At 63.4% G+C, this 21,764-nt stretch carries 26 protein-coding genes; 15 read left to right on the forward strand and 11 right to left on the reverse strand.

The window, feature by feature from the left end:
* Window positions 1-66: 66 nt before the first annotated feature.
* The 3 genes from NE584_RS15700 to NE584_RS15710 form a co-directional block, all read right to left on the reverse strand.
* On the reverse strand, window positions 67-1,098 hold the full coding sequence (locus tag NE584_RS15700) for a rod shape-determining protein (RefSeq protein ID WP_050625295.1): 1,032 nt from the start codon (window positions 1,096-1,098) through the stop codon (window positions 67-69).
* 119 nt (window positions 1,099-1,217) lie between these two features.
* A complete protein-coding gene (locus tag NE584_RS15705) occupies window positions 1,218-1,895 on the reverse strand; it encodes a ComF family protein (protein WP_108981493.1) in 678 nt (225 codons plus the stop codon).
* Window positions 1,896-2,100: 205 nt separating this feature from the next.
* Window positions 2,101-2,298: a hypothetical protein gene (locus NE584_RS15710; protein WP_050625294.1), complete on the reverse strand. Its 198-nt coding sequence runs from the start codon at window positions 2,296-2,298 to the stop codon at window positions 2,101-2,103.
* A gap of 325 nt (window positions 2,299-2,623) precedes the next feature.
* Between NE584_RS15710 and NE584_RS15715 the strand changes: the two genes are divergently transcribed.
* The 5 genes from NE584_RS15715 (at window position 2,624) to NE584_RS15735 (ending at window position 5,807) form a co-directional block, all read left to right on the forward strand.
* Window positions 2,624-3,070 carry a serine proteinase gene (locus tag NE584_RS15715; protein ID WP_256183211.1) on the forward strand — a complete coding sequence of 149 codons (447 nt, stop codon included), beginning with the start codon at window positions 2,624-2,626 and terminating at the stop codon, window positions 3,068-3,070.
* Window positions 3,071-3,164: 94 nt separating this feature from the next.
* On the forward strand, window positions 3,165-3,338 hold the full coding sequence (locus tag NE584_RS15720) for a hypothetical protein (protein WP_154669741.1): 174 nt from the start codon (window positions 3,165-3,167) through the stop codon (window positions 3,336-3,338).
* 94 nt (window positions 3,339-3,432) lie between these two features.
* On the forward strand, window positions 3,433-4,227 hold the full coding sequence (locus tag NE584_RS15725) for a type III pantothenate kinase (RefSeq protein WP_256183212.1): 795 nt from the start codon (window positions 3,433-3,435) through the stop codon (window positions 4,225-4,227).
* 245 nt (window positions 4,228-4,472) lie between these two features.
* Complete coding sequence (locus NE584_RS15730; protein ID WP_050625292.1) at window positions 4,473-5,111, forward strand: single-stranded DNA-binding protein; 639 nt, start codon at window positions 4,473-4,475, stop codon at window positions 5,109-5,111.
* A gap of 192 nt (window positions 5,112-5,303) precedes the next feature.
* Window positions 5,304-5,807 carry a hypothetical protein gene (locus NE584_RS15735; RefSeq protein WP_050625291.1) on the forward strand — a complete coding sequence of 168 codons (504 nt, stop codon included), beginning with the start codon at window positions 5,304-5,306 and terminating at the stop codon, window positions 5,805-5,807.
* Window positions 5,808-5,869: 62 nt separating this feature from the next.
* Here the strand turns inward: NE584_RS15735 and rplT are convergent, their stop codons facing one another.
* The 6 genes from rplT to rimI form a co-directional block, all read right to left on the reverse strand.
* Window positions 5,870-6,226 (reverse strand): 50S ribosomal protein L20, encoded by a 357-nt coding sequence (rplT, locus tag NE584_RS15740; protein WP_050625290.1) that lies wholly within the window; start codon window positions 6,224-6,226, stop codon window positions 5,870-5,872.
* A 21-nt stretch (window positions 6,227-6,247) separates the two neighbouring features.
* Complete coding sequence (gene rpmI / locus NE584_RS15745) at window positions 6,248-6,457, reverse strand: 50S ribosomal protein L35 (RefSeq protein ID WP_050625289.1); 210 nt, start codon at window positions 6,455-6,457, stop codon at window positions 6,248-6,250.
* An 18-nt stretch (window positions 6,458-6,475) separates the two neighbouring features.
* Window positions 6,476-7,039 carry a translation initiation factor IF-3 gene (gene infC / locus NE584_RS15750; protein ID WP_108979545.1) on the reverse strand — a complete coding sequence of 188 codons (564 nt, stop codon included), beginning with the start codon at window positions 7,037-7,039 and terminating at the stop codon, window positions 6,476-6,478.
* Window positions 7,040-7,530: 491 nt separating this feature from the next.
* On the reverse strand, window positions 7,531-8,541 hold the full coding sequence (gene tsaD / locus NE584_RS15755) for a tRNA (adenosine(37)-N6)-threonylcarbamoyltransferase complex transferase subunit TsaD (protein ID WP_108979544.1): 1,011 nt from the start codon (window positions 8,539-8,541) through the stop codon (window positions 7,531-7,533).
* Complete coding sequence (locus NE584_RS15760; protein WP_256183213.1) at window positions 8,538-9,167, reverse strand: GNAT family N-acetyltransferase; 630 nt, start codon at window positions 9,165-9,167, stop codon at window positions 8,538-8,540. The genes tsaD and NE584_RS15760 overlap by 4 nt, the downstream gene beginning before the upstream one ends.
* A complete protein-coding gene (gene rimI, locus NE584_RS15765; protein WP_050625285.1) occupies window positions 9,154-9,612 on the reverse strand; it encodes a ribosomal protein S18-alanine N-acetyltransferase in 459 nt (152 codons plus the stop codon). Before rimI ends, NE584_RS15760 begins: the two co-directional genes overlap by 14 nt.
* A gap of 242 nt (window positions 9,613-9,854) precedes the next feature.
* Between rimI and NE584_RS15770 the strand changes: the two genes are divergently transcribed.
* The 7 genes from NE584_RS15770 to NE584_RS15800 all read left to right on the forward strand — a co-directional run bounded on the left by NE584_RS15770 (window position 9,855) and on the right by NE584_RS15800 (window position 16,457).
* Window positions 9,855-10,667, forward strand: coding sequence for a hypothetical protein (locus tag NE584_RS15770; RefSeq protein ID WP_256183214.1), 813 nt, complete (start codon window positions 9,855-9,857; stop codon window positions 10,665-10,667).
* A 71-nt stretch (window positions 10,668-10,738) separates the two neighbouring features.
* Window positions 10,739-10,888: a hypothetical protein gene (locus NE584_RS15775; RefSeq protein ID WP_256183215.1), complete on the forward strand. Its 150-nt coding sequence runs from the start codon at window positions 10,739-10,741 to the stop codon at window positions 10,886-10,888.
* 90 nt (window positions 10,889-10,978) lie between these two features.
* Window positions 10,979-12,175 (forward strand): 3-phosphoshikimate 1-carboxyvinyltransferase, encoded by a 1,197-nt coding sequence (locus NE584_RS15780; RefSeq protein ID WP_256183216.1) that lies wholly within the window; start codon window positions 10,979-10,981, stop codon window positions 12,173-12,175.
* Complete coding sequence (locus tag NE584_RS15785; protein WP_256183217.1) at window positions 12,163-13,140, forward strand: chorismate synthase; 978 nt, start codon at window positions 12,163-12,165, stop codon at window positions 13,138-13,140. The genes NE584_RS15780 and NE584_RS15785 overlap by 13 nt, the downstream gene beginning before the upstream one ends.
* A 28-nt stretch (window positions 13,141-13,168) precedes the next feature.
* Complete coding sequence (locus NE584_RS15790) at window positions 13,169-13,963, forward strand: shikimate kinase (protein WP_050625281.1); 795 nt, start codon at window positions 13,169-13,171, stop codon at window positions 13,961-13,963.
* Window positions 13,964-14,038: 75 nt separating this feature from the next.
* Window positions 14,039-14,908 carry a shikimate dehydrogenase gene (gene aroE, locus NE584_RS15795; protein ID WP_256183218.1) on the forward strand — a complete coding sequence of 290 codons (870 nt, stop codon included), beginning with the start codon at window positions 14,039-14,041 and terminating at the stop codon, window positions 14,906-14,908.
* A 193-nt stretch (window positions 14,909-15,101) separates the two neighbouring features.
* Window positions 15,102-16,457, forward strand: coding sequence for an MBL fold metallo-hydrolase (locus NE584_RS15800; RefSeq protein ID WP_108979539.1), 1,356 nt, complete (start codon window positions 15,102-15,104; stop codon window positions 16,455-16,457).
* Window positions 16,458-16,552: 95 nt separating this feature from the next.
* On the opposite strand, the gene NE584_RS15805 is transcribed toward NE584_RS15800, so the two are convergent.
* Both NE584_RS15805 and NE584_RS15810 read right to left on the reverse strand, forming a co-directional pair.
* The gene (locus tag NE584_RS15805) at window positions 16,553-17,185 is read right to left on the reverse strand and encodes a hypothetical protein (protein WP_256183220.1); all 633 of its coding nucleotides are present in this window, start codon (window positions 17,183-17,185) and stop codon (window positions 16,553-16,555) included.
* Window positions 17,160-17,675 carry an RNA polymerase sigma factor gene (locus NE584_RS15810; RefSeq protein WP_050625277.1) on the reverse strand — a complete coding sequence of 172 codons (516 nt, stop codon included), beginning with the start codon at window positions 17,673-17,675 and terminating at the stop codon, window positions 17,160-17,162. The genes NE584_RS15805 and NE584_RS15810 overlap by 26 nt, the downstream gene beginning before the upstream one ends.
* Window positions 17,676-17,858: 183 nt before the next feature.
* Here NE584_RS15810 and NE584_RS15815 point away from each other — a divergent pair, with 183 nt between their 5' ends.
* The 3 genes from NE584_RS15815 to NE584_RS15825 all read left to right on the forward strand — a co-directional run bounded on the left by NE584_RS15815 (window position 17,859) and on the right by NE584_RS15825 (window position 21,672).
* Window positions 17,859-18,932: a stalk domain-containing protein gene (locus NE584_RS15815; RefSeq protein WP_256183221.1), complete on the forward strand. Its 1,074-nt coding sequence runs from the start codon at window positions 17,859-17,861 to the stop codon at window positions 18,930-18,932.
* Window positions 18,933-19,121: 189 nt separating this feature from the next.
* Entirely contained in the window at window positions 19,122-20,276 is a 1,155-nt protein-coding gene (locus tag NE584_RS15820; RefSeq protein ID WP_050625275.1) for a serine-tRNA(Ala) deacylase AlaX, read from the forward strand.
* A gap of 79 nt (window positions 20,277-20,355) precedes the next feature.
* Window positions 20,356-21,672: a putative ABC transporter permease gene (locus NE584_RS15825; RefSeq protein WP_256183222.1), complete on the forward strand. Its 1,317-nt coding sequence runs from the start codon at window positions 20,356-20,358 to the stop codon at window positions 21,670-21,672.
* Window positions 21,673-21,764: the final 92 nt, after the last annotated feature.

The following is a 21,764-nucleotide window of genomic DNA, read 5'->3' on the forward strand; positions in this document are numbered from 1 at the left end:
CCCCCCCCCCCCCCCCCCCCCCCCCCCCCCCCCCCCCCCCCCCCCCCCCCCCCCTGTCTGCGTCCATCAATAGTTCATCTGCTTGCGGCGGGACAGGTTCATGGTCCCGTCCTGCATGTGGTCCAGGTCATCCAGGGACTTGCCCGTGCCGTAGGCCACACAGGAGATGGCGTCGTCGGCCACATGGGTCTCGATGCCGGTGTGGGACTCCACCAGCTTGTCGAAGCCCCAGATCAGGGAGCCGCCGCCAGTCATCACGATGCCGTTGGTGGAGATGTCGGCCACCAGCTCGGGGGGCGTGCGCTCCAGCACGCCGTGGATGGCCTCCAGGATGCGGGTGGAGGGCTCTTCAAAGGCCTCGATCATCTCGCTGGAGGAGACGGTGAACACCCGGGGCAGGCCGGTCATCAGACAGCGGCCCTTGATGTCCATGGTGACCTCCTCCGGGCGGGGGAAGACACAGCCGATGGTCATCTTCAGCTCCTCAGCAGTACGCTCACCGATGAGCACATTGTGCTTGCGGCGTATGTACTTGATGACAGCCTCGTCGAACTTGTCGCCGGCGATCTTGATGGAGGCGGACTCCACCACGCCGGACAGGGAGATGACCGCGATGTCGGCGGTGCCGCCGCCGATGTCCACCACCATGTGGCCGTCGGGCTTGGCGATGTCGATGCCAGCGCCGATGGCGGCGGCCACAGGCTCCTCGATCAGGTAGACCCGGCGGGCGCCCGCCTGGATGCCCGCATCAATGACGGCGCGCTCCTCCACCTCCGTGATGCCGGAGGGGACGCAGATGACCACACGGGGCTTGAACAGGCGGAAGGAGGTGACCTTCTTGATGAACTCCTTCAACATCCGCTCCGTCATATCGTAGTCGGAGATGACGCCCTCCCGCAGGGGGCGCATGGCGATGATGTTGCCGGGGGTGCGGCCCAGCATGGCGTTGGCCTCGGCCCCCACCTTCAGCAGCTTGCCGGTGTTCTTGTCCATGGCCACCACAGAGGGCTCGCGGAGAACCACGCCTTTTCCCTTGACATATACCAGAACGGAGGCGGTACCCAGGTCGATACCGATGTCCTTGCTAAACCAATTCATATCATTACCTCATTCGATTTATCTTGTATTCCAGGAGAGTATAACCCTGAAACTGGAAAATATGCAAAAACAGGAGCTTTCTTATTTATTATAACGGCAAGCAGGCTGCATTTCAACTGTTATTTCGCAGTTTTTCGCGGCTTTTCCGGCCTGTCCTTCCGGGCTTGTGCCAGGGTGACGCACACCACCTCCGCCGCTCCGGCGGTGAGGAGGGTCCTGGCACATTCGGACAGGGTGGAGCCGGTGGTGACCACGTCGTCGGCCAGCAGGACCCGGAGGCCGGCGGCGGCATCAGGCGCTCTGTACACCCCCAGCACGTTGGCCCGGCGCTGGCCCGCCTCCTCCAGACCGGACTGGGGCGGGGTATCCCGGGTCTTGCTCAGCAGGGGGAGGGCGGGGACCTCCAGCACCCGGGCGGCCTCCTCCGCCAGCAGGCGGGCCTGGTCATAGCCCCGCTGCCGCAGGCGCCTGGCGCTGAGAGGGGCCCAGGTCACGCAGTCGAACCGTCCGTCCAGCTGGTCCCGGACGCACTGGGCCATGAGCTGGCCGAAGGGGCGGGCATAGCTCCGGCTGCCGGAGAATTTGTAGCGGTGGACGGCCTCCCGCACCGGGCCCCGGTAGGCCAGGGGAGAGACGCACACCCCGAAAAATTCCCCCGTGCGCCGGGCGGAGTCCCCCTCCAGCCAAGGCAGCGTCCGCTGACAATCCGGGCAGAGCAGGGCGTGCCGCTCCGTCAGGAGCCGGCGGCAGAAGGGACAGCGGGGCGGGAACAGGAGGTCGAGGAGCGCGCTGCCCATCTTCACGGAACATCAGCCCTTTCCGGTCCGGCCTGCCGCGGGGGCACGGCAGCCGGGGATCATGCCCTCATGATAATACGCATCGGAAAAAGACGCAAGTGAAAGCGGAGAAAAATGACAGAGACCGGGGAAAAAGCAAGGGTGCCCGCCCCGTGGGCGGGCACCCTTGCTTCTTAAAAACACCCTCCCCGGAGGAGAGCGGAGGTCAGGTGGACTGGACAGAGGGGTCCTCCAGATCCTCTTTGGTGATCTTTCCATACTCCTTTTCATGCTCCTGAACGCATTTCCGAAGCAGATAGAGGACCTGACCGCTCATGGAGCGTCCCTCATAGGCCGCTACGTACTGGAATTTATCGTGAAGTTCCCCGTCCATTCGAATACTCAGATGTTTTTTGACGTTCAAAGCGCACTGCCTCCTTTCACCTGCTGCTTCAAAGCATAGCCTGCGCCGTTTTTTCGTCATTTAATCTTAGTGCAAATGTACGGCTTAAAATCTTAAACCGCTGGAAAAATATCGAAATTTGGCCGAATTGCAGGAGAAAAATGGTATGTTTTGGGCCGGGGAGAACTCAGGGCCTGGACAGGGGGAAATCTTAAACTGGGATGCAGAGAATATGAAAAAAAGATTAAATCGCGGCCGCCTGCCTTGCGCTGGCCGGGAAAGTAGTATAAAATGAAGCCACCAAGCGGAAGGACCGCGTTTGAAGCATTTGAAGGAGGTTTTGACCATGGCATTTTCTTTTGATGATCTGCGGGAGAAGGTCACGGACCTGGCCCAGAGCGGTGTGGCGAAGTCAAAGCAGCTGGCGGAGATCGCGAAGCTGAAGACCAGTAATATGGGCGAGGAGGACACCATCAAGAAGGCGTACCTGGAGCTGGGCCGGCTGTACTACGCGGAGCGGGGCGCCGCCCCGGAGGGGGCCTATGCCGCCGCCTGCGGACGGATCAGCCAGGCTAAGGCGGCCATTGAGACCAACAACGCCCGCATTGCGGAGCTGAAGGCCCAGGGCTGTGTGGAGGAGGAGGCAGAGAGCGTCACCGCTGAGCCGGTGGTGGAGGATGTCCCCCCCGAGGAGCCAGCCCCCGAGCAGGAGGTCCCGGAGACCCCGGCAGAGGAGGCCGCTGCCCCCGAGGAGGCGCCTGCCGCCCCGGAGGAGCCCAAGCAGGACGTATGACCCCATAGGCCAAAGGCCCGGACAGCTTCTGTCCGGGCCTTTTCCGCATAGGAATGGGGCCGGCGGGGGACACTGTGGGCGGAGGAGGATGACTATGAAGCAGTATTTCCGCCGACCCCAGGACGTGGTGGGGGAGGACCGCGACCTGCTCACCTACTGGAACACTATGTCTGGCAAGGTCCAGCTCCGGCTGCTGGAGAGCGGACTGTCGGTGTCCACCCTGGGGGAGCTGAAGATGCTCCAGGAGCAGATCGAGCACGAGGGCTGAGGAAGGGGCCGCGGGTTGCAATCCGCGGCCCGTTTCGGTATAATGGAGCAAGAAAACTGCGGTCCCGGTCCGGGGCCGGGATGGAGTGGGAGACATGCTTCTGGCCATTGATATTGGGAACAGCAACATCACCCTGGGGGGGATCCAGGAGGGGGAGATCCTCTTTGAGGCCCGCCTGGCCACTGACGCCACCAAGACCTCGGACGAGTATGGGGTGGAGATCAAGGACATGCTGGATCTCTTCGGCGCCAGGGTGGAGGAGATCCGGGACTGCATCGTGGCGTCGGTGGTGCCGCCGGTGTTCAACTCCGTCCGCAACGGCATCGTGAAGCTGACGGGGAAGGAGCCCATGGTGGTAGGCCCTGGCATCAAGACCGGGATCAACATCCTGCTGGAGGACCCGGGGGCCACCGGGGCGGACCTGATCGCGGCGGCGGTGGCGGCGGTGGACGCCTACCCCACCCCCCTCACCGTGGTGGACATGGGGACGGCCACCACCATCGCGGTCATCGACGACGGGAACGCCTTCCTGGGCGGGGCTGTGCTGCCAGGCCTGCGCATCTCCGCAGAGGCCCTGTCCAGCCGGGCCTCCCTCCTGCCGGGCATCCAGCTGGAACGGCCCCGGCGGGCCATTGGGAAGAACACTGTGGAGTGCATGCAGAGCGGCCTGATGTTCGGCGCCGCGGCCATGGTGGACGGCCTTATTGACCGGATGGAGGCGGAGCTGGGCCGGCCCACTACCGTGGTGGCCACCGGGGGAGTGGCACGGTTCGTGGTCCCCCTGTGCCGGCATGAGATCGCCCTGGAGCGGGACCTCCAGCTGAAGGGGCTGGACCTCCTGTATCGAAAGAACCGCCCTCGGAAGGAGGCGGCCCCCGATCCACGGTGAAGGAAAAAGGAGACTGTCGAAAAAGCGGCTTTGCCGCATTTTTGAGAAAGCTTCAGTCAACCGCGCCCAGGGTTTGACCGCCTGCGGGCGCGAACTCTGCGAGGCTTTTCCGCAAGCTGAAAGGACCTCCCGGCCCAGGCCGGGAGGTCCTTCGCGTCCTATAGAGGCCTCACCAGAAAAAGGGGACATACCAGCCGCCAGGGACGCATACATTGGGAGCAACAAACGATAGGGGTGTTGCCGCAATGCAGACTGAATGGAATGAAAATCGGATCGTCCTCCACGGGCGGGTGTGTCAGGCCCCCGTGCCCTCCCATACAAACCACGGGGAGTCCTACCTGAAATTCCCCCTGGCGGTGTGCCGGCTGTCCGGAGCGGAGGACCGGGTCAATGTGGTGGCCTCGGCCGCCCTGCTGGAGCGCTGCCCGCTGACGGAGGGAGAGGAGCTGTCCGTAGAGGGGGAGGTCCGCTCCTTCAACAACAGGAGCGGGGTGGGCAGCCGGCTGGTGATCTCGGTCTACGCCAGACAGATGCACCGGGAACCGGGGGAGGAGGAGAACCGCCTGCGGCTGACGGGCACTCTGTGCAAGGTACCGGTGTACCGCAGGACCCCGCTGGGCCGGGACATCTGCGACCTGATGCTGGCGGTGAACCGGCGGTACGGGCGGACGGACTATCTCCCCTGCATCGCCTGGGGCTCCCTGGCAAGAAGATGCGCGGAGCTGGCTCCCGGCAATCGGGTGGAGCTGGAGGGCCGCCTCCAGAGCCGGGTGTATACCAAGCGCCTGGGGGAGACCAGCGAGGAGCGGACGGCCTTTGAGGTGTCGGTCTCGGTGCTGGAGCGGCTGGATGCCCCGGCTCCGGCGGAACAGCCCTGCGGATGAGCGCACGTGCCTGTGAATGAAGTGTGAATTTTTTGACATAGTTCCAAAAGAACGGTTGCGCTCCGGCGGAGAAGCTGGTATGATATATCACAAATGAAAGGGGCGCGTCCACGGCTTTCCCGCCGCGCCCCCCGGCGGCCCGGGCCACCGGAGAGAAGCGGCTCGCGGAAGGCGGGCGGGAGGGACACTTACATGAGCAAAAAATATCGGATGGGGAAGCGGTTCCAAAAGGTGCTGACCATGGGCATCCTGGCGGAGATCGCGGTCCTGGTGGTCGCCTACTTTGTCTATGACTGGCTGCTTGGCGAATGGATCCCCAGTCTGACCGGTGGGCCTCTGCTGGCCATCTTCGGTTCCATCGGCATCCTGGCTGTCTGGTGCACCAATAAGTTTCTCCGGCGTTTTAACGAGAACTACTGGTATGAGGTGACGGAGAAGGGCCTGCGGATGAATCGCGGACAGACGGCCCGGTTCTATCCCTGGGAGGACTTCAAGGGAGCGCGGGTGAACCGCTTCAGCTTCCTCAGCGCGCTGCCGGTGATCTTTGACATGACCAACGGCCCCATGGAGCTGGACCGGAGCCTGGAGGACTCCTACGGCCTGACGATGGAGGTGCTCCGACACATCAAGGACCATGCGGACATCTCCCAGGACGTGAAGGATCGGATCAATCTGGTGGACCTGATGGCGAAATAAATGCAGAGATCCCGGCAGAGACCATGTCTCTGCCGGGATCTTTTAGATTCTGGCCGCACCGATCAGGCGAGGGCCTTCTTGGCGGTCTCGGTCAGCTGGGTGAACGCGGCCTTGTCATTGACGGCCATCTCAGCCAGCATCTTACGGTTGATGGCGATACCGGCCTTCTTCAGTCCGTTCATGAAGGTGGAGTAATTCATGCCGTTCAGCTTACAGGCGGCGTTGATCCGGGTGATCCACAGCTGACGGAAGTCGCGCTTCTTCAGCCGGCGGCCGGTATAAGCATAGGTCAGGGACTTCATCACGGCCTGGTTGGCCATCTTGAAGTGCTTGGACTTGGAACCCCAGTAGCCCTTGGCCATCTTGAGGATCTTATTTCTTCTCTTGCGCGTCATCATCGCGCCTTTTACACGTGCCATTTGTCTGTTCCTCCCTCTATCTTACTTGTACAGGATCATGCGCTTGATGGCGGCCTCGTTGGTCTTGTCGGCGTAGGTGGTGCCGCGCAGAGCCCGCTTGAGCTTGGTGGTCTTGCCGTGGCCGTTGAGCAGGTGACGCTTCTTGGTCATGGCGCGCTTGACCTTGCCGGTCTTGGTGAGGGAAAAACGCTTCTTGGCGCCGCTGTGGGTCTTGATCTTGATCTTCGGCATAACAGAGAACTCCTTTACTTACTTTTTCGCGTCCTTGGCGGGTTTGGGGGAGAGGAAAATGGACATGTGCCGCCCCTCCAGCTTGGGGCTCTTGTCCATCACGGCGATCTCGCCGCACTCCTCGGCAAACTTCAGAAGCAGGTCCTGACCGATGTTGGTGTGGGCCATCTCCCGGCCGCGGAAGCGCACGGTGATCTTGCACCGGTTGCCGTCGGCCAGGAATTTCTGCGCGTTGCGGAGCTTGACGTTGAAATCGTTGACGTCGATGCTGGGAGACATCCGGATCTCCTTGATCTCTACCACGCGCTGATTCTTGCGGGCTTCCTTCTCGCGCTTGGTCTGCTCGAACCGGAACTTGCCGTAATCCATCAGCTTGCATACGGGGGGGACAGCGTTGGGAGAGATCTTGACCAGATCCAGCCCCTGCTCCTCGGCCATGCGCAGCGCCTCCTGAGAGGACATGAGGCCAAGCTGCTCGCCGGACTCAGAGATCAGACGGACCTCTTTATCCCGGATCTCTTCATTGGTTTGATGACCTGTGTTAGCGATGGGAAAGCACCTCCTGACAAAAAATAAATGCAGCTGCCAGAACAGGCACCCGCATCACGTGAAGACTACCGCCGGGAGACCCGGCGGAGCAGATCCATGTTGACCCTTCGGCGCTGGCCTGGGGTGAGGACGGGGTACCGTTCCTGCTTTGTTTTGCTCAGCTACTATATCAGAAAGTTCCGTCCTTGTCAAGGGTGATTTTCAGAGATTACCCAGTGTATTTCAAAAGGGGCCGGGCAGAGAGGGCGAGACTTCTCCCTGCTCCGGCCTTCTCTGAGGCGCCTAAAAAATCCGGAGTTTCCAGCCAAATAAGGCAGCGCACCGACTGGCTTTTTATTTTACATAATACAGACATGGAATTTTTGTTTACGGAAAGTTATACACATTTTCCACAGGATTATCCACAGCCTGTGTGGAAAACTCCGGCTCTCCAACCGGGGAGCGTAGGACTGTGGCGGGGAAGGAGGGCCGGGCGGCGGAGGGCCGGTAAACGAAACGCAGGTGACATAATGACAAAAAAGGTGTCATCCCAGGGAGATGTCCCGAGTGGCATAGGCATTCAGGTCCAGGCCCGCAGTGCGGCCGGCCAGAAATTCGTAGTACCCCTGGCAGCCGATCATGGCAGCGTTGTCGCCGCAGTATTTGAGCTCCGGGAGGAAGAGGCGGTCACCGCTCTGCCGGCAGGCAGCCTCCAGGTCGGCCCGGATGCGGCGGTTGGCCGCCACCCCTCCGGCCACCGCCAGCCTGCCGTATCCCTTCCGGCGGGAGGCCTCCATGGCCCGGGGGACCAGGCTCTCGCTCACCGCCCGGCCGAAAGAGGCGGCAAAGGAGGGCAGGTCCAGGGCATCCCCCTTCTGCTGGGCGTTGTGGATCAGGTTCAGGCAGGCGGTCTTCAGGCCGGAGAAGGACATGTCCAGCTCGGCCCCCTGGACGTGGGCCCGGGGCAGCTCATATTTGGCGTCGTCCCCCCCGTCAGCCAGGCGGTCCATGGGGGCACCGCCGGGATAGCCGATGCCCAGCACCCTGGCCACCTTGTCGAAGCACTCCCCGGCGGCGTCGTCCCGGGTCCCGCCCAGCACCTCCATCTCTGTATAGGAGCGCACATCAACGATGGCGGTGGTGCCGCCGGAGACGCACAGACAGACGAAGGGGGGCTCCAGGTCCGGGTGGGTAAGGTAGTTGGCGGCGATGTGGCCCCGCACATGGTGAACAGGGATCAGGGGCCGGTCCAGGGCCAGCGCGGCCCCCTTGGCAAAGTTGACCCCCACCAGCACCGCACCGATCAGGCCCGGGGCATAGGTCACCGCCACACCGTCCACCTCCTCCCGGCTCAGGCCGGCCCGCTCCAGGGCCTCCCGGGCCAGACCGCTCACTGCCTCCACATGTTTGCGGGAGGCGATCTCGGGCACCACGCCGCCGTAGATAGTGTGCATCTCGATCTGAGAGGCCACACAGTTGGACAGCACAGTCCTGCCGTCCCGCACCACCGCAGCGGCGGTCTCGTCACAGGAGGACTCAATGGCCAGAATGTTCATTGGGAAACACCGTCCTTTTCCTCTTCCATCCAGCGTCCGGGGGGATTGGGCCGCTCCCCGGGCCGGAGGGGGATCTGTATGAAGCGCTGATAGAGTGCCGGCGGGAAGTGCCGGCGATAGATGGACTGATGGACCTGGAGCAGTTCCTCAGCCGTCACATCCTCCGCCCCACGGATCAGGGCCCGGTAGTGGACGCCGAACAGGGCGCAGTCGTACCCGCCGTAGCGGAAGCCGTTGCGCTGATAGAAGGCCAGCCGCCTGCGGTGCAGGGGCTCCCCGGCGGGGTCCCCGTTTTCAGGGGCCTCCGCCTCCCCGAAGATGCCCCGGAAGTGGGCGTAGTGCTCCGCAAGCAGGTCCAGCATCCGGCTGCCCAGGCCCCGCTCCCGCAGGCCGGCCATGGTGCCCAGGTAGTCCAGCAGGGCAAAGGGACAGCCCGGCTCCAGCCAAATCAGGGCGTAGGCGACCAGATCCTCCCCGTCGTACAGGCCCAGGGCCTGGTAGCGTCCCTGCTCCATGAGGGAGAGCATGGAGCGCAGGGGCTTGAGCTCCTCTGGGGGAAAGGCGGAGGTCAGCTCCTGACGGTACAGCTGGGCCAGCTGCTGTGGGGAGAGCTCATTCAGCTTCATGGTGTTCAAACTCCCTTGTCATGATGATGGCGTCCTCCCGGGGCTGCTGGTAGTAGTTTTTCCGGCGGCCCGCCTCCTGAAAGCCATGCTTGCGGTACAGGGCGATGGCGGGGGCGTTGGAGGCCCGCACCTCCAGGGTCAGGAAGGAGAGATGGGCCTGCCCGAAGCGGCAGAACACGTCCAGAAGGGCATCCCCCACCCCGTGACGGCGGGCGGCCTCCTCCACGGCGATGTTGTCGATGTAGCCCTCGTCCAGCACCACCTGGAGACCGGCGTAGCCCAGCACGCCGCCCTCCCCGTCCTCGGCGACAATGAAGCTGGCCTTGGGGTCAAAGAGCGCGTCCGAGAGCATGTTCTCGCTCCAGGGCGTGGAGAAGCACTCCCGCTCCAGCGCCGCGATCTGGGGGATATGGCCCCGGTCCATGGGGACGATGATGTATTCCATAGGGTCCTCCTGTTCTCCCGGTGTGACGGGTAGATGTCATATTATCATATACCAGAGGCAGGCGTTTTGTAAAGGGAGAAGGGGGGGCTTTTCAAGAGGACCGGCGGCGCAAAGCCCGCCAGTCCAGTATGATCGGTGCTGCAGGGCGTAGAGAGGGGGCCCGGGAGCCATGCGCACTAAGCAGGACACGATGCCGGGAGGCCTCCGCCAGGAAAGACGGGCTTGTTGCGGGGGTATCTCATATGGTAAAATACAGCCAAACCACAGAGAAGAAGGGATCGGTGGAGATGAAGGGAATCAGAGCGGCGGTCCTGGCACTGGGGGGCGCCTTCCTACTGGCTGGATGCGGTGGGGAGAGCGGCGTTCTGGCGCCCATCCCGGCAGAGGGCTTCTCTCAGGGGGTGTACGACGCACTGGAGGAGAACTGGACGGCCTGGGAGGCGGTGGACGAGTTGGAACGCATGCTGAGCAGCACACTTCTGGGCCACTGCGCCCAGGAGTTTGACAGCTGGGCGCAGTGCGCGGATTTTCTGGGGCCGTCCATCCCGGACCCGGCGGCGGACTGCGGCTGGCTGGAGGAGGCCACCTATGCGGGCATGCCCCTGGAAGCCTCCGACGCCCCGCGGGTGAAGGCCGAGTGGTACGGCACACGGGAGGGCCAGGTGGAGTGGGTCAGCGTCCAGTCGGGCTGGCGGGACGGAGCAGTCCGGGTGATGGTATCCGCGGCCCTGTACGGGACCCGGGCGGAGGACATGCCCTCGGACAAGGGCTGGGGGACAGAACTGGCGCGGCAGGCCTATCTGGAGGCGGCGGAGGCGGGGACGCCGGTGGTGACCGCAGAGAGCGGGGCGAGCTGGTGCTCCATCCAAGCGGAGCATGCCCGAGGCAGCGTGCTCTATACCATCCGCGCGGTGGGGGAGTCTGGGACGGAGGAGCAGGTGCGGACGTCTCTGGATCGGGTGCTGGAGACCTGGCTTTCGGCCCCGGAAGGGGAAAAACATCTAAAATATGTTAAATATATACAAAAATTTAGCGATTATAATCTGGAATTATAGATGAAACGGCGATTGCAATTTTCACTTTATCGGGTTAAACTAAGAAAAAATGATTTTCAGTGAGGTGCCACATGAAGCAGCACATCCTCACAACTGCATCTTTCTATTTTACCAACAGCTGGGCTCGATTTATGAGCACCGGCTATTTCGTGCTGGGAAAATACAGAGAGATGGAATGGATGTGCCGGTCCCAGAGTAGGACGGCGGCCCTCTCCGTGTGATCAGATCTGGATGCTGATGCGGGGGACACATCGATTTCATCGATGTGTCCCCCGTTTTTTTGCAGCACAGCGAGAAAAGGGGCGAAACATATGACAGTGATGATCGAGCCTGGGCTGCTGGCCGGGGCGGTGACGCCGCCTCCCTCCAAGAGCCAGGCCCACCGGCTGCTGATCGCCCGGGCGCTGGCGGGGGAGAACATAGACGACCCCGCTCACCGGGCGGATTCCCAGGATATCCGGGCCACCCGGGACTGCCTGAAGAGCCTGCGGGAAGGGGAGGGGGAGCTCCCGGTGCTGGAGTGCGGAGAGTCGGGCTCCACCCTGCGGTTCCTGATCCCGGTGGCGCTGGCCCTGCGGGGCGGAGGCATGTTTCGGGGACGGGGGAGGCTGATGGACCGGCCCCAGGAGCCCTACTTCCGGATCTTTGACGGGATGGGGATCACCCACCGCCGGGAGGGGGACTCCCTGACGGTCCGGGGCCGGCTGCGTCCCGGGGAGTATCCCCTGCCGGGGGATGTGTCTTCTCAGTTCGTCACGGGCCTGCTCTTTGCCCTGCCTCTGCTGGAGGGGGAGAGCATCATCCGGCTCACCTCCCCGCTGGAGTCCAGAGGGTATGTGGACATGACCCTCCAGGTGCTGCGGGACCGGGGCATCCGGGTGGAGGAGCTGCCCGAGGGCTTCCGGGTGCCCGGAGGCCAGCAGTACGGCCGCGGCACTCTGGGGGAGGAGGCGGACTACTCCCAGGCCGCCTTCTGGCTGGCCGCCGCCGGGCTGGGGAGCCCGCTGACGGTGGAGGGACTGGACCCGGACTCCACCCAGGGGGACCGGTGTGCTGTACCCTATTTCCAGCAGCTGGCCGGGCCGGGCCGGGTGGAGCTGGACATTGCCCAGTGTCCGGACCTGGCTCCAGCCCTGGCGGTGCGGGCCGCCCTCCGGCCCGGGCAGACGGCCCGGCTGGTCAACGCGGGGCGGTTGCGGCTGAAGGAGTGTGACCGCCTGGCGGCTATCCCGGAGGAGCTGAACAAGCTGGGCGGCCAGCTCACCGAGGGGGCGGATTTTCTGGAGATCCGCGGCGTGGAGCGGCTGCTGGGGGGCGTTGCGGACAGCCACAACGACCACCGCATCGCCATGATGCTGGCGGTAGCCGCCACCCGGGCGGAAGGGACAGTGACCATCCGGGGCGCGGAGAGCGTGGCCAAGTCCTACCCCGACTTCTGGGAGGTCTATGAGAGCCTGGGCGGGCGCGTCCTGCGGCAGAGAGAGGAGCGAGAAGCATGCGATATGTGATCTTTGGAGAGTCCCACGGCCCCGCCATCGGTGTGGTGCTGGAGGGGGTGCCTGCGGGGCTGGAGCTGGACCTGGAGCGGGTGTCCGCCGAGATGGCCCGCCGGGCCCCGGGGGGAAGTCCCCTGTCCACCGCCCGGAAGGAGGCGGATGTGCCGGAGATCCTCTCCGGCCTGTTTGAGGGCAGGACCACGGGCACCCCGCTGTGCGCGGTGATTGCAAATACCGACACCCGTTCCAGGGACTACGCGAAGCTGAAGGACCTGCCCCGCCCAGGACACGGGGACTACGCCGGCTATGTGCGCTATCAGGGGTGCAACGACTACCGGGGCGGAGGCCATTTCTCCGGCCGGCTCACTGCGCCGCTGGTCTTTGCAGGGGCGGTGGCCAAGCAGCTGCTGGAGCAGAAGGGAGTCCAGGTGGCCGCACGCATCTCCAACGTGGCGGGCATCCCGGACCCCACGCCGGAGCAGTATGAGCAGGCGGTGCTGGAGGCCAGGAGCCAGCTGGACTCGGTAGGCGGGTGCATCCGCTGCGCCGTCACCGGTCTGCCCGCCGGCCTGGGGGCGCCGGACTACGGGGAGAACGTGGAGGGCATCTTCTCCCAGTACCTCTTCGCGGTGCCCGCGGTGAAGGCGGTGGGCTTCGGAGACGGAGTGGGCTTTGCCTCTCTGCGGGGGAGCCAGGCCAACGACAGCTTTTATATGGATGGAGACACAGTGAAGACCCGGACCAACCACTCCGGCGGGGTGAACGGGGGCATCACCAACGGGATGCCGGTGGAGTTCGAGGTATGCATCCGGCCCACCCCCTCCATCGCCCAGCCTCAGCAGACGGTGGATCTGGTCCAGCGAAAAGACGCGGAGCTGACCATCACCGGCCGGCACGACCCCTGTATCCTGCATCGGGCGCTGCCCGTGATCGAGGCCGCCGCCGCCCTGGCTGCCTGCCAGCTGATGGACCTATGACCGATTTGGACAGAGAGAGGGACGCGATATGAGCGATTTGGAACAGTACAGACAGGAGATCGACGAGCTGGACGAACAGCTGGTCCGGCTCTTCCTCCGGCGGATGGAGGTCACTGGCAAGGTAGGGGAGTACAAGCTGGCCCACGGGATGCAGGTGCTGGACCGGGAGCGGGAGCGCCGGGTGCTGGCCAAGCGGGCCAGCCTGGCGGTGGACATCCGGCAGGAGGAGGACGTAAAGGAGCTATTCCAGACCATCATGGCCATCAGCCGCCGCCGGCAGCAGGAGCTGATCGACCGCAGCGGCACTGGCACGGTCCGAAAGACCAATGTGGTGCTCATCGGCATGCCGGGCAGCGGGAAGTCCTGCGTGGGGGCGGCCCTGGCGGAGCGGCTGGGGATGCCCCTGGTGGAGACGGACGCCATGGTGGTGGAAAAGACGGGGCGCTCCATCCCGGACATTTTTGCCCAGGACGGGGAGGCCGCCTTCCGCCGGGAGGAGACCGCCGCCGCCCGCCGGGCCGCGGCCATGGAGGGGACGGTCATCTCCACCGGCGGCGGGATCATCCTCCGGCCGGAGAATATGGAGATCCTCAGCGCCACCGGCACCGTCTATTTCCTGGACCGGGACCCCAGGGACATCGCCAACACGGAGCTGGACGGCCGGCCACTGCTCAGCGGGGGGCGGGACCGGGTATTCCTGTTGTATGATCAGCGCATCAACCTGTACCGCAAATATGCCCGGTACACCGTCCCCAGCACCACGGTGGATGAGACGGTGGACTCCGTCCTGGCCCTGGTGCGGCGGGGCCAGGACGTGCGCTGACCGAGAAGGAGCGCCGCCGTGTCCCGCCGCCCGGAGAGGGGCGGGAGACCGGCGTGGGAAAGTGAGGCTGACATCATGATGGAAAAAACGGAGCAGGGCCTGGGCAGGCTGTGCGTCATCGGTGACCCGGTGGAGCACTCCAAATCGCCCCTGATCCAGAACGCGATGATCGCGAAGCTGGGCATCCTTTATCACTACACCAAGCGCCTGGTCCACCAGGGGGATACCCAGGAGTGGCTGGATACCGCCCGCCGGGAGGGCTTCGCGGGCTTCAACGCCACCATGCCCCACAAGGTGGCCCTGGTCCCACTGATGGATGAGCTGGGGGAGGATGCCCGGCTGTACGGCGCGGTCAACACCGTGTGCATCCGGGGAAAGCGGTGCATCGGCCACAACACCGACGGGATGGGTTTCTACCAGGCTCTCACCGACCTGGGGGTGGAGGTGCCGGGCCGCCGCATCACCCTGCTGGGCGCGGGGGGCGCGGCCAAGGCTGTGGCCCTGAAGCTGGTGCAGCAGGGGGCGGGCCCCATCACCGTGTGCAACCGGACCCCCCAGAAGGCGGAGGCCCTGTGCAATCTGGCCAAGGGCCGGATGGGGCACATCGGTTTCGCCCTTGAGGACCTGCGCCGGGGCGCCAGGGACTGCGACATCCTCATCAACTGCACCAGTCTGGGCATGACAGGGACGAACAGCCAGTTCCGGGACCTGAGCTTCCTGGACGAACTGCCCGGGCACGCGGCGGTGTTCGACCTCATTTACAGCCCGGCCGAGACCGAGCTGCTGCGGCAGGCCCGGCTGCGGGGGCTGAAAGCGGCCAACGGCCTGGGGATGCTGATCTATCAGGCGGTCTTCGCCCTGGAGTATTTCGCCGGCGTAAGGATCGACGCCAAGGAGATGGAACAGCACGTGATCGAGGCCTGCGGCCTGGGCGGAGAGGCATAAAAACGGTCCCCGCGGAAAAGAAACCCCTTTTCCGCGGGGACCGTTCTCTTTGGGGCGTCGGTCCTTCCAGCCAGTTACGGGAACACAGACAAAATAAAACGAGAAAATCATAATGAGGCCGGTTGCGCCGGGATAACCTATGTGGTAGGATAAAAGAGCAGAAGGATTTTCCATACGAAAGAAGGTTTATGATATGCATTGTGTGCGGAACGTGACAGAGGATCTGATCTGGATCGGCGGCAACGACCGGCAGAGCCCCCGCTTTGAAAGTGACCACCCGGTCCCCAGGGGGATGTCCTACAACTCCTACCTGCTGCTGGATGAGAAGACGGTGCTCTTCGACACGGTGGACCGGGCGGTCCAGCACCAGTTCTTCGAGAACCTGGAGCACGCCCTCCAGGGCCGGAGGCTGGACTATGTATTCGTCCACCACATGGAGCCCGACCACGCCGCTACCCTGGGCGACCTGCTGGTCCGCTACCCCGGGACTACCATCGTCTGTAATGGGAAGTCGATGAACCTGCTCCGCCAGTTCCACTGGAGCGCCCCCAAGGGGGCCATGCTGGTGAAGGAGGGGGACACCCTGTGCACGGGGCGGCACACCTTCACCTTTTACTCCGCCCCCATGGTCCACTGGCCGGAGGTAATGGTGAGCTACGATGCTGCGGACCACATCCTTTTCTCCGCCGATGCTTTCGGCACCTTCGGCGCCCTCAACGGCGTGCTGTTTGCCGATGAGGTGGATTTTGACCGGGACTGGCTGGACGAGGCCCGCCGCTACTACACCAACATCGTGGGCAAGTACGGCCCTCAGGTGCTGGCCCTGCTGAAAAAGGTGGAGGGGCTGGACGTCCGGATGGTCTGCCCCCTGCACGGTCCGATCTGGCGCAGGGACCTGGGCTATCTGATGGACAAATATAAAAAGTGGGCCTCCTACCAGCCGGAAGTGCGGGGAGTGCTCATTGCCTGCGCTTCCATCTACGGGGGGACGGAGACGGCGGCCGGTATCCTGGCCTGCCGCCTGGCGGAGCGGGGCATCCCGGTGGAGCTGTATGACGTGTCGGTGACCCACTGCTCCTACGTGCTGTCTGACGCCTTTAAGTACAGCCATATCGTCTTTGCCTCCGCCACCTATAACAACGGCATTTTCACCCCCATGGAGGAGTTGCTGCGGGACATCGCCCATCACGCCCTCCAGGATCGGACGGTGGCTCTGATCCAGAACGGCTCCTGGGCTCCAGCCAGCGGAAAGCTGATGGCCCAGATACTGGGGGAGATGAAGAACATGGAGCTGCTGGAGCAGACCGTGACGTTGAAGTCCGCCCTGGCTCCAGGGCAGGACCAGGAGCTGGAGGCGCTGGCCGATGCCCTGGCCGCCTCCGTGAGGGGGGAGCAGGAAGCGCCGGAGCAGGCGGTGGCGGACGCCCCCAAGGCCAAGGGATTTATCTGCAAGATCTGCGGCTTCATCTACGAGTCGGACACCCTGCCGGAGGACTTCCGGTGCCCCATCTGCGGCCGTCCGGCCTCTGATTTTGAGCCGGTCACCTGAGAGAATGAGCGGGTCCCCCGGGCGGCATCGCCGCGCCGGGGGACCCGCTGCTCCTCTGGGGATACCTCCGGGGAAACGCGGCTGGCGTTCAGAGCTCAGCCGGCCGGGGTGACCGAGGCGGCGGTGAGCCCCGACTCCTTGGGCTCCGCCGAGACCACACCGGAGACCTCGTCTCCCGTGTCCACCGTGACGGTGGAGGAATCCGCTTCCCCGCCGGTATAGGTGTAGACCGGTCCCTCCTCGCCCTCGCCGTGGACCGAGCAGATGAGGGTCCAGTCCTGCACACTGCCAGTGACGGTCAGGTCCAGTACGGTGCCCTCACTCTGCTGCTGAAAGGTGTAGTGCCCATCCTGGGCCAGGGCGTCTGTGATGTCCGTCTCCTCCCCGTCCAGAAGGAGGATCGCCCGGCCGTCCCGGTCCTCCAGGCTGACCTCAGGCATGTGGTAGATGGTGAGGTCCACCCCCTCCTCTGTGGTGATGTCCTGGCGGAACACGCCCACCTGAACGGCGGTGGAGATGTGGTACAGGAACTCCTGGACCGGTTCGGTGTTGACAGCGCCCACGGAGATGCCCAGCAGGGCCAGGGCGGCGGCCACCGCGGCCACGGGGCGCAGGGAGTGCGGGATATGTCTGCGGTCATTCTCTTTCATCTTGATGATCTCCTCCAGCTTGTCGGGATCGGCCCGCAGGGCCGAAATGGTGTCAAGGTACGATCTGCGGTCGAACATGCTCAGGTCCCTCCCCTTCCTCTTCCTCAGAAAGTGTGCGGCGCAGGCGGGCCCGGGCCCGCTGCAGCCAGGTCTGAACGGTGGATGGCTTTGCGCGGAGGGCGGCTGCCGTCTCGCTGACGGAGCAGCCCTCATAGTAGTAGAGATAGATGGTCAGGCGGTATTTGGCGTCCAAAGCCATCACGGCCTGAAACAGCTCGGACTGGGCCGGGTCCTGGAACACGGGGGCATCCCGCCACTCATCCAGGGGGACGGCGTGCCTGCGCCAGAAGGAGCGCAGCAGCTTCCGGCTCTCGTTGACGGCCACCCGGAGCAGCCAGTGCTTCATGTGCTCCTCGCTCTCAAAGGGCTGCCGGTGCTCCAGCAGCCGGAGCAGGGTGGTCTGCATCACATCCTCGGCGTCGGCCCGGTTTTTCAGGGCGTGATAGGCCACGCGGTAGACTGTGTCTCCATAGGTCCGAACGGCCGAGGTAAAGGACTCGTCTGTCAGGGGAGCTCACCTCCTTTGCGGGATCTTGAAAAGCTTTTCACCAGGAATATCCCCGGACACGGAAAAATATCTCATAGGGAACAAAAAAATTTCTCCAGAGGGGGAACTTTTTTACCCTTTGACCGTCTATCTCAGTGCAAGGAAAAATTTCCGAGCGTTTGAAAGAAAAAGGAGTGTTATGATATGAAACGAACCTTCTCTGCTCTCGTGATAAGCGGCGCCCTGCTCTGCACCCTTGCGGTCCCCGGTATGGCAGCAGAAGCCGAAGGTCAGCCTGGAGCTTCCGCCGCCGCCTCTGCACCTCAGGCCCAGACTCTCCCGGCCAGCGTGCTGTACTTTGGACAAGTGACCCAGGTCGTTCGGGATGAAGCGGGCACAGTCACCCGCCTGGTCCTCTCCTCTGAGCGCTACGGTGAGTATATCATGAATATTTCTTCTGATACAGTATGGATCGACAGCGGGAACCGCACTGCATCAGATCCCGCGGACCTGAAGGAGGGGGAGAGCGTCTATGTGTTCCACAGCCCCATTTCCACCCGCTCCCTTCCGCCCCAGTCCGCAGCCTATGCGGTGGTCCGGAATATCCCTCAGGATATCTCCTGCGCCCAGTACCATGTGGTGGAGGAGATCACAGAGGGGGAGGACGGCGGCCTGATCGTCACGACAGACAACGGCGGACTGCTGATCTATCTGGACGGTGATACCCAGACTGTCCGTTATGCGGGCGGCTCTGCCGCACTGGAGGACCTGAAGGCAGGAGACCGGATCATGGCCTGGTATCAGGCGGTGGCCCTGTCCTATCCCGGACAGACCCACGCTGACGGCCTGATGCTCCTGCCCAGTGAGAAGGAGGAACCGTCCTCCGTTCTCCCGGAGAACGGCACGGCGCTGGACCTGGTGCTGGAGGGAGATATGGTCCTGCCCGTTACCGGCCTCGTTGAAAACGGCACCGCCATGGTCCCCGTGGCCGCTGTGGCCCAGGCGCTTGGCTATCAGGTGATCTACACCCCCGGCGAAGATGGAGAGGGTGACAGGATCGCCGTGGAGAGCGATCAGTTCTCTGTCCAGATGACGGTGGGAGAGGACCAGATCATTGGCGTGACGAAGATCAAGGGGGCAGTGGGGATGACCGCCCCTGCGGACTATGGGATGGCCCCCTACATTGCCGCCCCCGGCACCACCTGGGCTCCTGCCCGGCTCTTTGAGATGTTGGGCCGCACAGTCACCCTGGAGGGCGATGCCCTGTCCATCCGGTGAGCCGGGGCCCCCTGAAAAAGGAGCTCTGGAATATCGAGAACGCTCAGCCGGCACTGTCTTTTGGACAGTGCCGGCTGTCGTGGATTTAGAAGGCGATACCGCCCAGATCAGCCGTCTCTCTTTTTTTGCATTTTCCTACGGAATGTGGTATGCTGTTTCTGCCATTTCGATCCGAGAGGAGTTTTTCATATGGAAAAGCTGTACCAGCAGGACCCCTTCCTGACACGCTTCACTGCCCAGGTGGTGTCCTGTGCTGCTGACAAGGGTGGGTGGTCTGTGGTGCTGGACCGCACGGCCTTCTATCCTGAAGGGGGAGGGCAGCCCTGGGACACCGGTACGCTGAACGGCATCCCAGTCACCCAGGTCCAGGAGCAGGATGGAGCGGTGGTCCACACCTGCGCCGCCCGCCTGGAGCCGGGGACTCAGGTGGAGGGGGCTGTAGACTGGGCGCGGCGCTTCGACCTGATGCAGCAGCACTCCGGGGAGCATATCGTCTCCGGCCTGATCCACAGTACCTACGGCTATGACAACGTGGGCTTCCATCTGGGCAGCGACCTGGTGACCATCGATTTCAACGGGCCGCTGGAGGAGGAAGACCTGCGGGACATCGAGCTGCGGGCCAACCAGTACATCTGGGAGGACCGCCCCGTATCGGTCACCTACCCCACGACGAAGGAGCTGGCTGCGCTGGACTATCGGAGCAAAAAGGCGATCTCTGGGCAGGTCCGCATTGTCTCCTTCCCTGGGGCGGACACCTGCGCCTGCTGCGGGACCCATGTGGCATCCGCCGGGCAGGTGGGGCTGGTCAAGCTTCTCTCCGTACAGAAGTTCCGGGAGGGCGTGCGGGTGGAGCTGCTCTGCGGCGGCCGGGCCCTGAGCTATCTGGATCGGGTGCTGGGCCAGAACCGGCGGATCTCTAATCTGCTTTCCGCCAAGCCCTTTGAGACGGCCGGCGGGGTGGAGCGCCTGCTGGGGGAGAATCAGGACCTGAAGACCCGCCTCGCCCGTATGGAGGAGGCACGGTTTGCCCAGCTGGCCGATGGTCTGGCTGGGGCGGGGGATGTGATCCTTTTCGAGGAGGGGCTGTCTCCCGACGGACTGCGCCGCCTGTGTGACGCAGTCCTCCAAGTCTGCGGCGGCCGCTGTGCCTGCTTTTCCGGGGGCGATGGGGAGGGGTATAAATACGCCATCGGCCTGCGGGGCGGAGATCTGCGCTCCTTTGTGAGGGAACTGAATCAGGCCCTGGACGGCCGGGGCGGAGGCAGGCCGGACTTTGTTCAGGGTTCGGTCCGGGCCGGGAGGACTGCCATAGAGGAGTTCCTGTCCGCCGAAAAACAGAGATAAACAAATGGTGTACGCCTCCCGGCACAGAGGTCGGGAAAAACGGCATACTGCCTTTCGACCATCTTGATAAGGAGATCCTATGGATTATACTGTCTATCAGCTGCTCTGGCTCTTCCTGTTCTATTCCTTCCTGGGCTGGCTGGCCGAAACCGTTCTAGCCGCGCTGAAACGCCGCCGCCTCCTCAACCGCGGCTTCCTCAGCGCCCCCTTCTCTCCCACCTATGGCCTGGGGGCGCTGCTTTTTGCCATTTTTCTGCCTGAACTGCGGGAAGACCCATTTTTCCTCTTCCTTTTGGGCATGATCCTCGCCACATTTCTGGAGTTTGTTACCGGTGTATTCCTGGAGCGCATCTTTCATCAGAAATGGTGGGACTATTCCGGCCAGCGGTTTCAGTTTGAAGGACATATCTGCCTGAAATACTCTGTTATCTGGGGCTTGTCCGCTCTGCTGGCCATCTTTGTTCTGAATCCCATCTTCCTTACATTGGTGGGCCTGATCCCCAGGACGGCGGGAGAGATCGTACTGCTGGTGGTGTATATTCTGCTGGGAGTGGACTTTGTTGGCTCCTGGGCCGCTGTGCTCCAGCTCCACGGCGCCCTGAGCGAGCCTACCCATATCTCCCGCTTCCTGAGCCGGCTTACCCATACCCTAGATACCACCGTGACCCGACACATCCAGAGACGTATGGAAAGGGCATACCCCAGCCTGGAGCGGGAACGGCTGAGCGGAAAGCAGGCTCCAAAGGTCAAGCCGGAGCGGTTTGCCCAGGGATGCGGCTTTTACAAGTTGGCCGCGCTGTTCTTCATCGGTTCTTTCCTGGGGGATATCACCGAAACTATTTGGTGCTGGGCAGTGTTGGGGAAGCTGATGAGCCGCAGCAGTGTGCTCTACGGCCCCTTCTCCATTGTCTGGGGGCTGGGCTGTGTCCTGCTCACTGCGCTGCTCTACAAATACAAGGACCGCAGCGACCGATATATTTTCCTGGCCGGCACAGTGCTGGGGGGCGCATACGAGTACAGCTGCTCCGTCTTTACTGAGTTGGTGTTCGGTACCGTCTTCTGGGATTACAGCCATATTCCCTTCAACCTTGGGGGACGGATCAATCTGCTGTTTTGCTTTTTCTGGGGAATTGCGGCCGTGGTATGGCTGAAGGGCCTCTATCCCAGACTCTCAGCGTGGATCGAGCGGATCCCCATCCGCTGGGGAAAGGCGGGCACCTGGGTGCTTATCGTCTTTATGGTGTGCAACATCATCATATCTGCCCTGGCACTGGACCGATACACCCAGCGCAGCGCCGGGGACGCCCCCCAGACTACTCTGGGGCTCTTCCTGGACCGCCATTACCCCGACCAGCGGATTGAGCGGGTCTACCCCAACGCCAAGATCGTGGACTGAGAGGACGGCCGCCTGCCCCCTGAGAGGGAGAATGTCCCAGGATAACAGCGCCCGGAAGCGGGCTGAGGGGGGGGGCCGGCGGGGGGGGGGGG

The sequence above is a fragment of the Clostridium sp. DFI.5.61 genome (genome assembly GCF_024462915.1).
Taxonomy (GTDB): Bacteria; Bacillota; Clostridia; order Oscillospirales; family Oscillospiraceae; genus Lawsonibacter; species Lawsonibacter asaccharolyticus.

What these genes read in the sequence shown, in the direction of transcription:
- NE584_RS15760 (WP_256183213.1), bottom strand. Translation starts at nt 9,167, where the DNA reads ATGAAGCTGAATGAGCTCTCCCCACAGCAGCTGGCCCAGCTGTACCGT.
- tsaD (WP_108979544.1), bottom strand. Translation starts at nt 8,541, where the DNA reads ATGAACATTCTGGCCATTGAGTCCTCCTGTGACGAGACCGCCGCTGCG.
- NE584_RS15825 (WP_256183222.1), top strand. Translation starts at nt 20,356, where the DNA reads ATGGATTATACTGTCTATCAGCTGCTCTGGCTCTTCCTGTTCTATTCC.
- NE584_RS15815 (WP_256183221.1), top strand. Translation starts at nt 17,859, where the DNA reads ATGAAACGAACCTTCTCTGCTCTCGTGATAAGCGGCGCCCTGCTCTGC.
- aroE (WP_256183218.1), top strand. Translation starts at nt 14,039, where the DNA reads ATGATGGAAAAAACGGAGCAGGGCCTGGGCAGGCTGTGCGTCATCGGT.
- NE584_RS15790 (WP_050625281.1), top strand. Translation starts at nt 13,169, where the DNA reads ATGAGCGATTTGGAACAGTACAGACAGGAGATCGACGAGCTGGACGAA.
- NE584_RS15775 (WP_256183215.1), top strand. Translation starts at nt 10,739, where the DNA reads ATGAAGCAGCACATCCTCACAACTGCATCTTTCTATTTTACCAACAGC.
- NE584_RS15770 (WP_256183214.1), top strand. Translation starts at nt 9,855, where the DNA reads ATGGTAAAATACAGCCAAACCACAGAGAAGAAGGGATCGGTGGAGATG.
- NE584_RS15725 (WP_256183212.1), top strand. Translation starts at nt 3,433, where the DNA reads ATGCTTCTGGCCATTGATATTGGGAACAGCAACATCACCCTGGGGGGG.
- NE584_RS15715 (WP_256183211.1), top strand. Translation starts at nt 2,624, where the DNA reads ATGGCATTTTCTTTTGATGATCTGCGGGAGAAGGTCACGGACCTGGCC.
- NE584_RS15785 (WP_256183217.1), top strand. Translation starts at nt 12,163, where the DNA reads ATGCGATATGTGATCTTTGGAGAGTCCCACGGCCCCGCCATCGGTGTG.
- NE584_RS15780 (WP_256183216.1), top strand. Translation starts at nt 10,979, where the DNA reads ATGACAGTGATGATCGAGCCTGGGCTGCTGGCCGGGGCGGTGACGCCG.
- NE584_RS15800 (WP_108979539.1), top strand. Translation starts at nt 15,102, where the DNA reads ATGCATTGTGTGCGGAACGTGACAGAGGATCTGATCTGGATCGGCGGC.
- NE584_RS15735 (WP_050625291.1), top strand. Translation starts at nt 5,304, where the DNA reads ATGAGCAAAAAATATCGGATGGGGAAGCGGTTCCAAAAGGTGCTGACC.
- NE584_RS15720 (WP_154669741.1), top strand. Translation starts at nt 3,165, where the DNA reads ATGAAGCAGTATTTCCGCCGACCCCAGGACGTGGTGGGGGAGGACCGC.
- NE584_RS15805 (WP_256183220.1), bottom strand. Translation starts at nt 17,185, where the DNA reads ATGTTCGACCGCAGATCGTACCTTGACACCATTTCGGCCCTGCGGGCC.
- rimI (WP_050625285.1), bottom strand. Translation starts at nt 9,612, where the DNA reads ATGGAATACATCATCGTCCCCATGGACCGGGGCCATATCCCCCAGATC.
- NE584_RS15705 (WP_108981493.1), bottom strand. Translation starts at nt 1,895, where the DNA reads ATGGGCAGCGCGCTCCTCGACCTCCTGTTCCCGCCCCGCTGTCCCTTC.
- NE584_RS15700 (WP_050625295.1), bottom strand. Translation starts at nt 1,098, where the DNA reads ATGAATTGGTTTAGCAAGGACATCGGTATCGACCTGGGTACCGCCTCC.
- rplT (WP_050625290.1), bottom strand. Translation starts at nt 6,226, where the DNA reads ATGGCACGTGTAAAAGGCGCGATGATGACGCGCAAGAGAAGAAATAAG.
- rpmI (WP_050625289.1), bottom strand. Translation starts at nt 6,457, where the DNA reads ATGCCGAAGATCAAGATCAAGACCCACAGCGGCGCCAAGAAGCGTTTT.
- NE584_RS15820 (WP_050625275.1), top strand. Translation starts at nt 19,122, where the DNA reads ATGGAAAAGCTGTACCAGCAGGACCCCTTCCTGACACGCTTCACTGCC.
- NE584_RS15730 (WP_050625292.1), top strand. Translation starts at nt 4,473, where the DNA reads ATGCAGACTGAATGGAATGAAAATCGGATCGTCCTCCACGGGCGGGTG.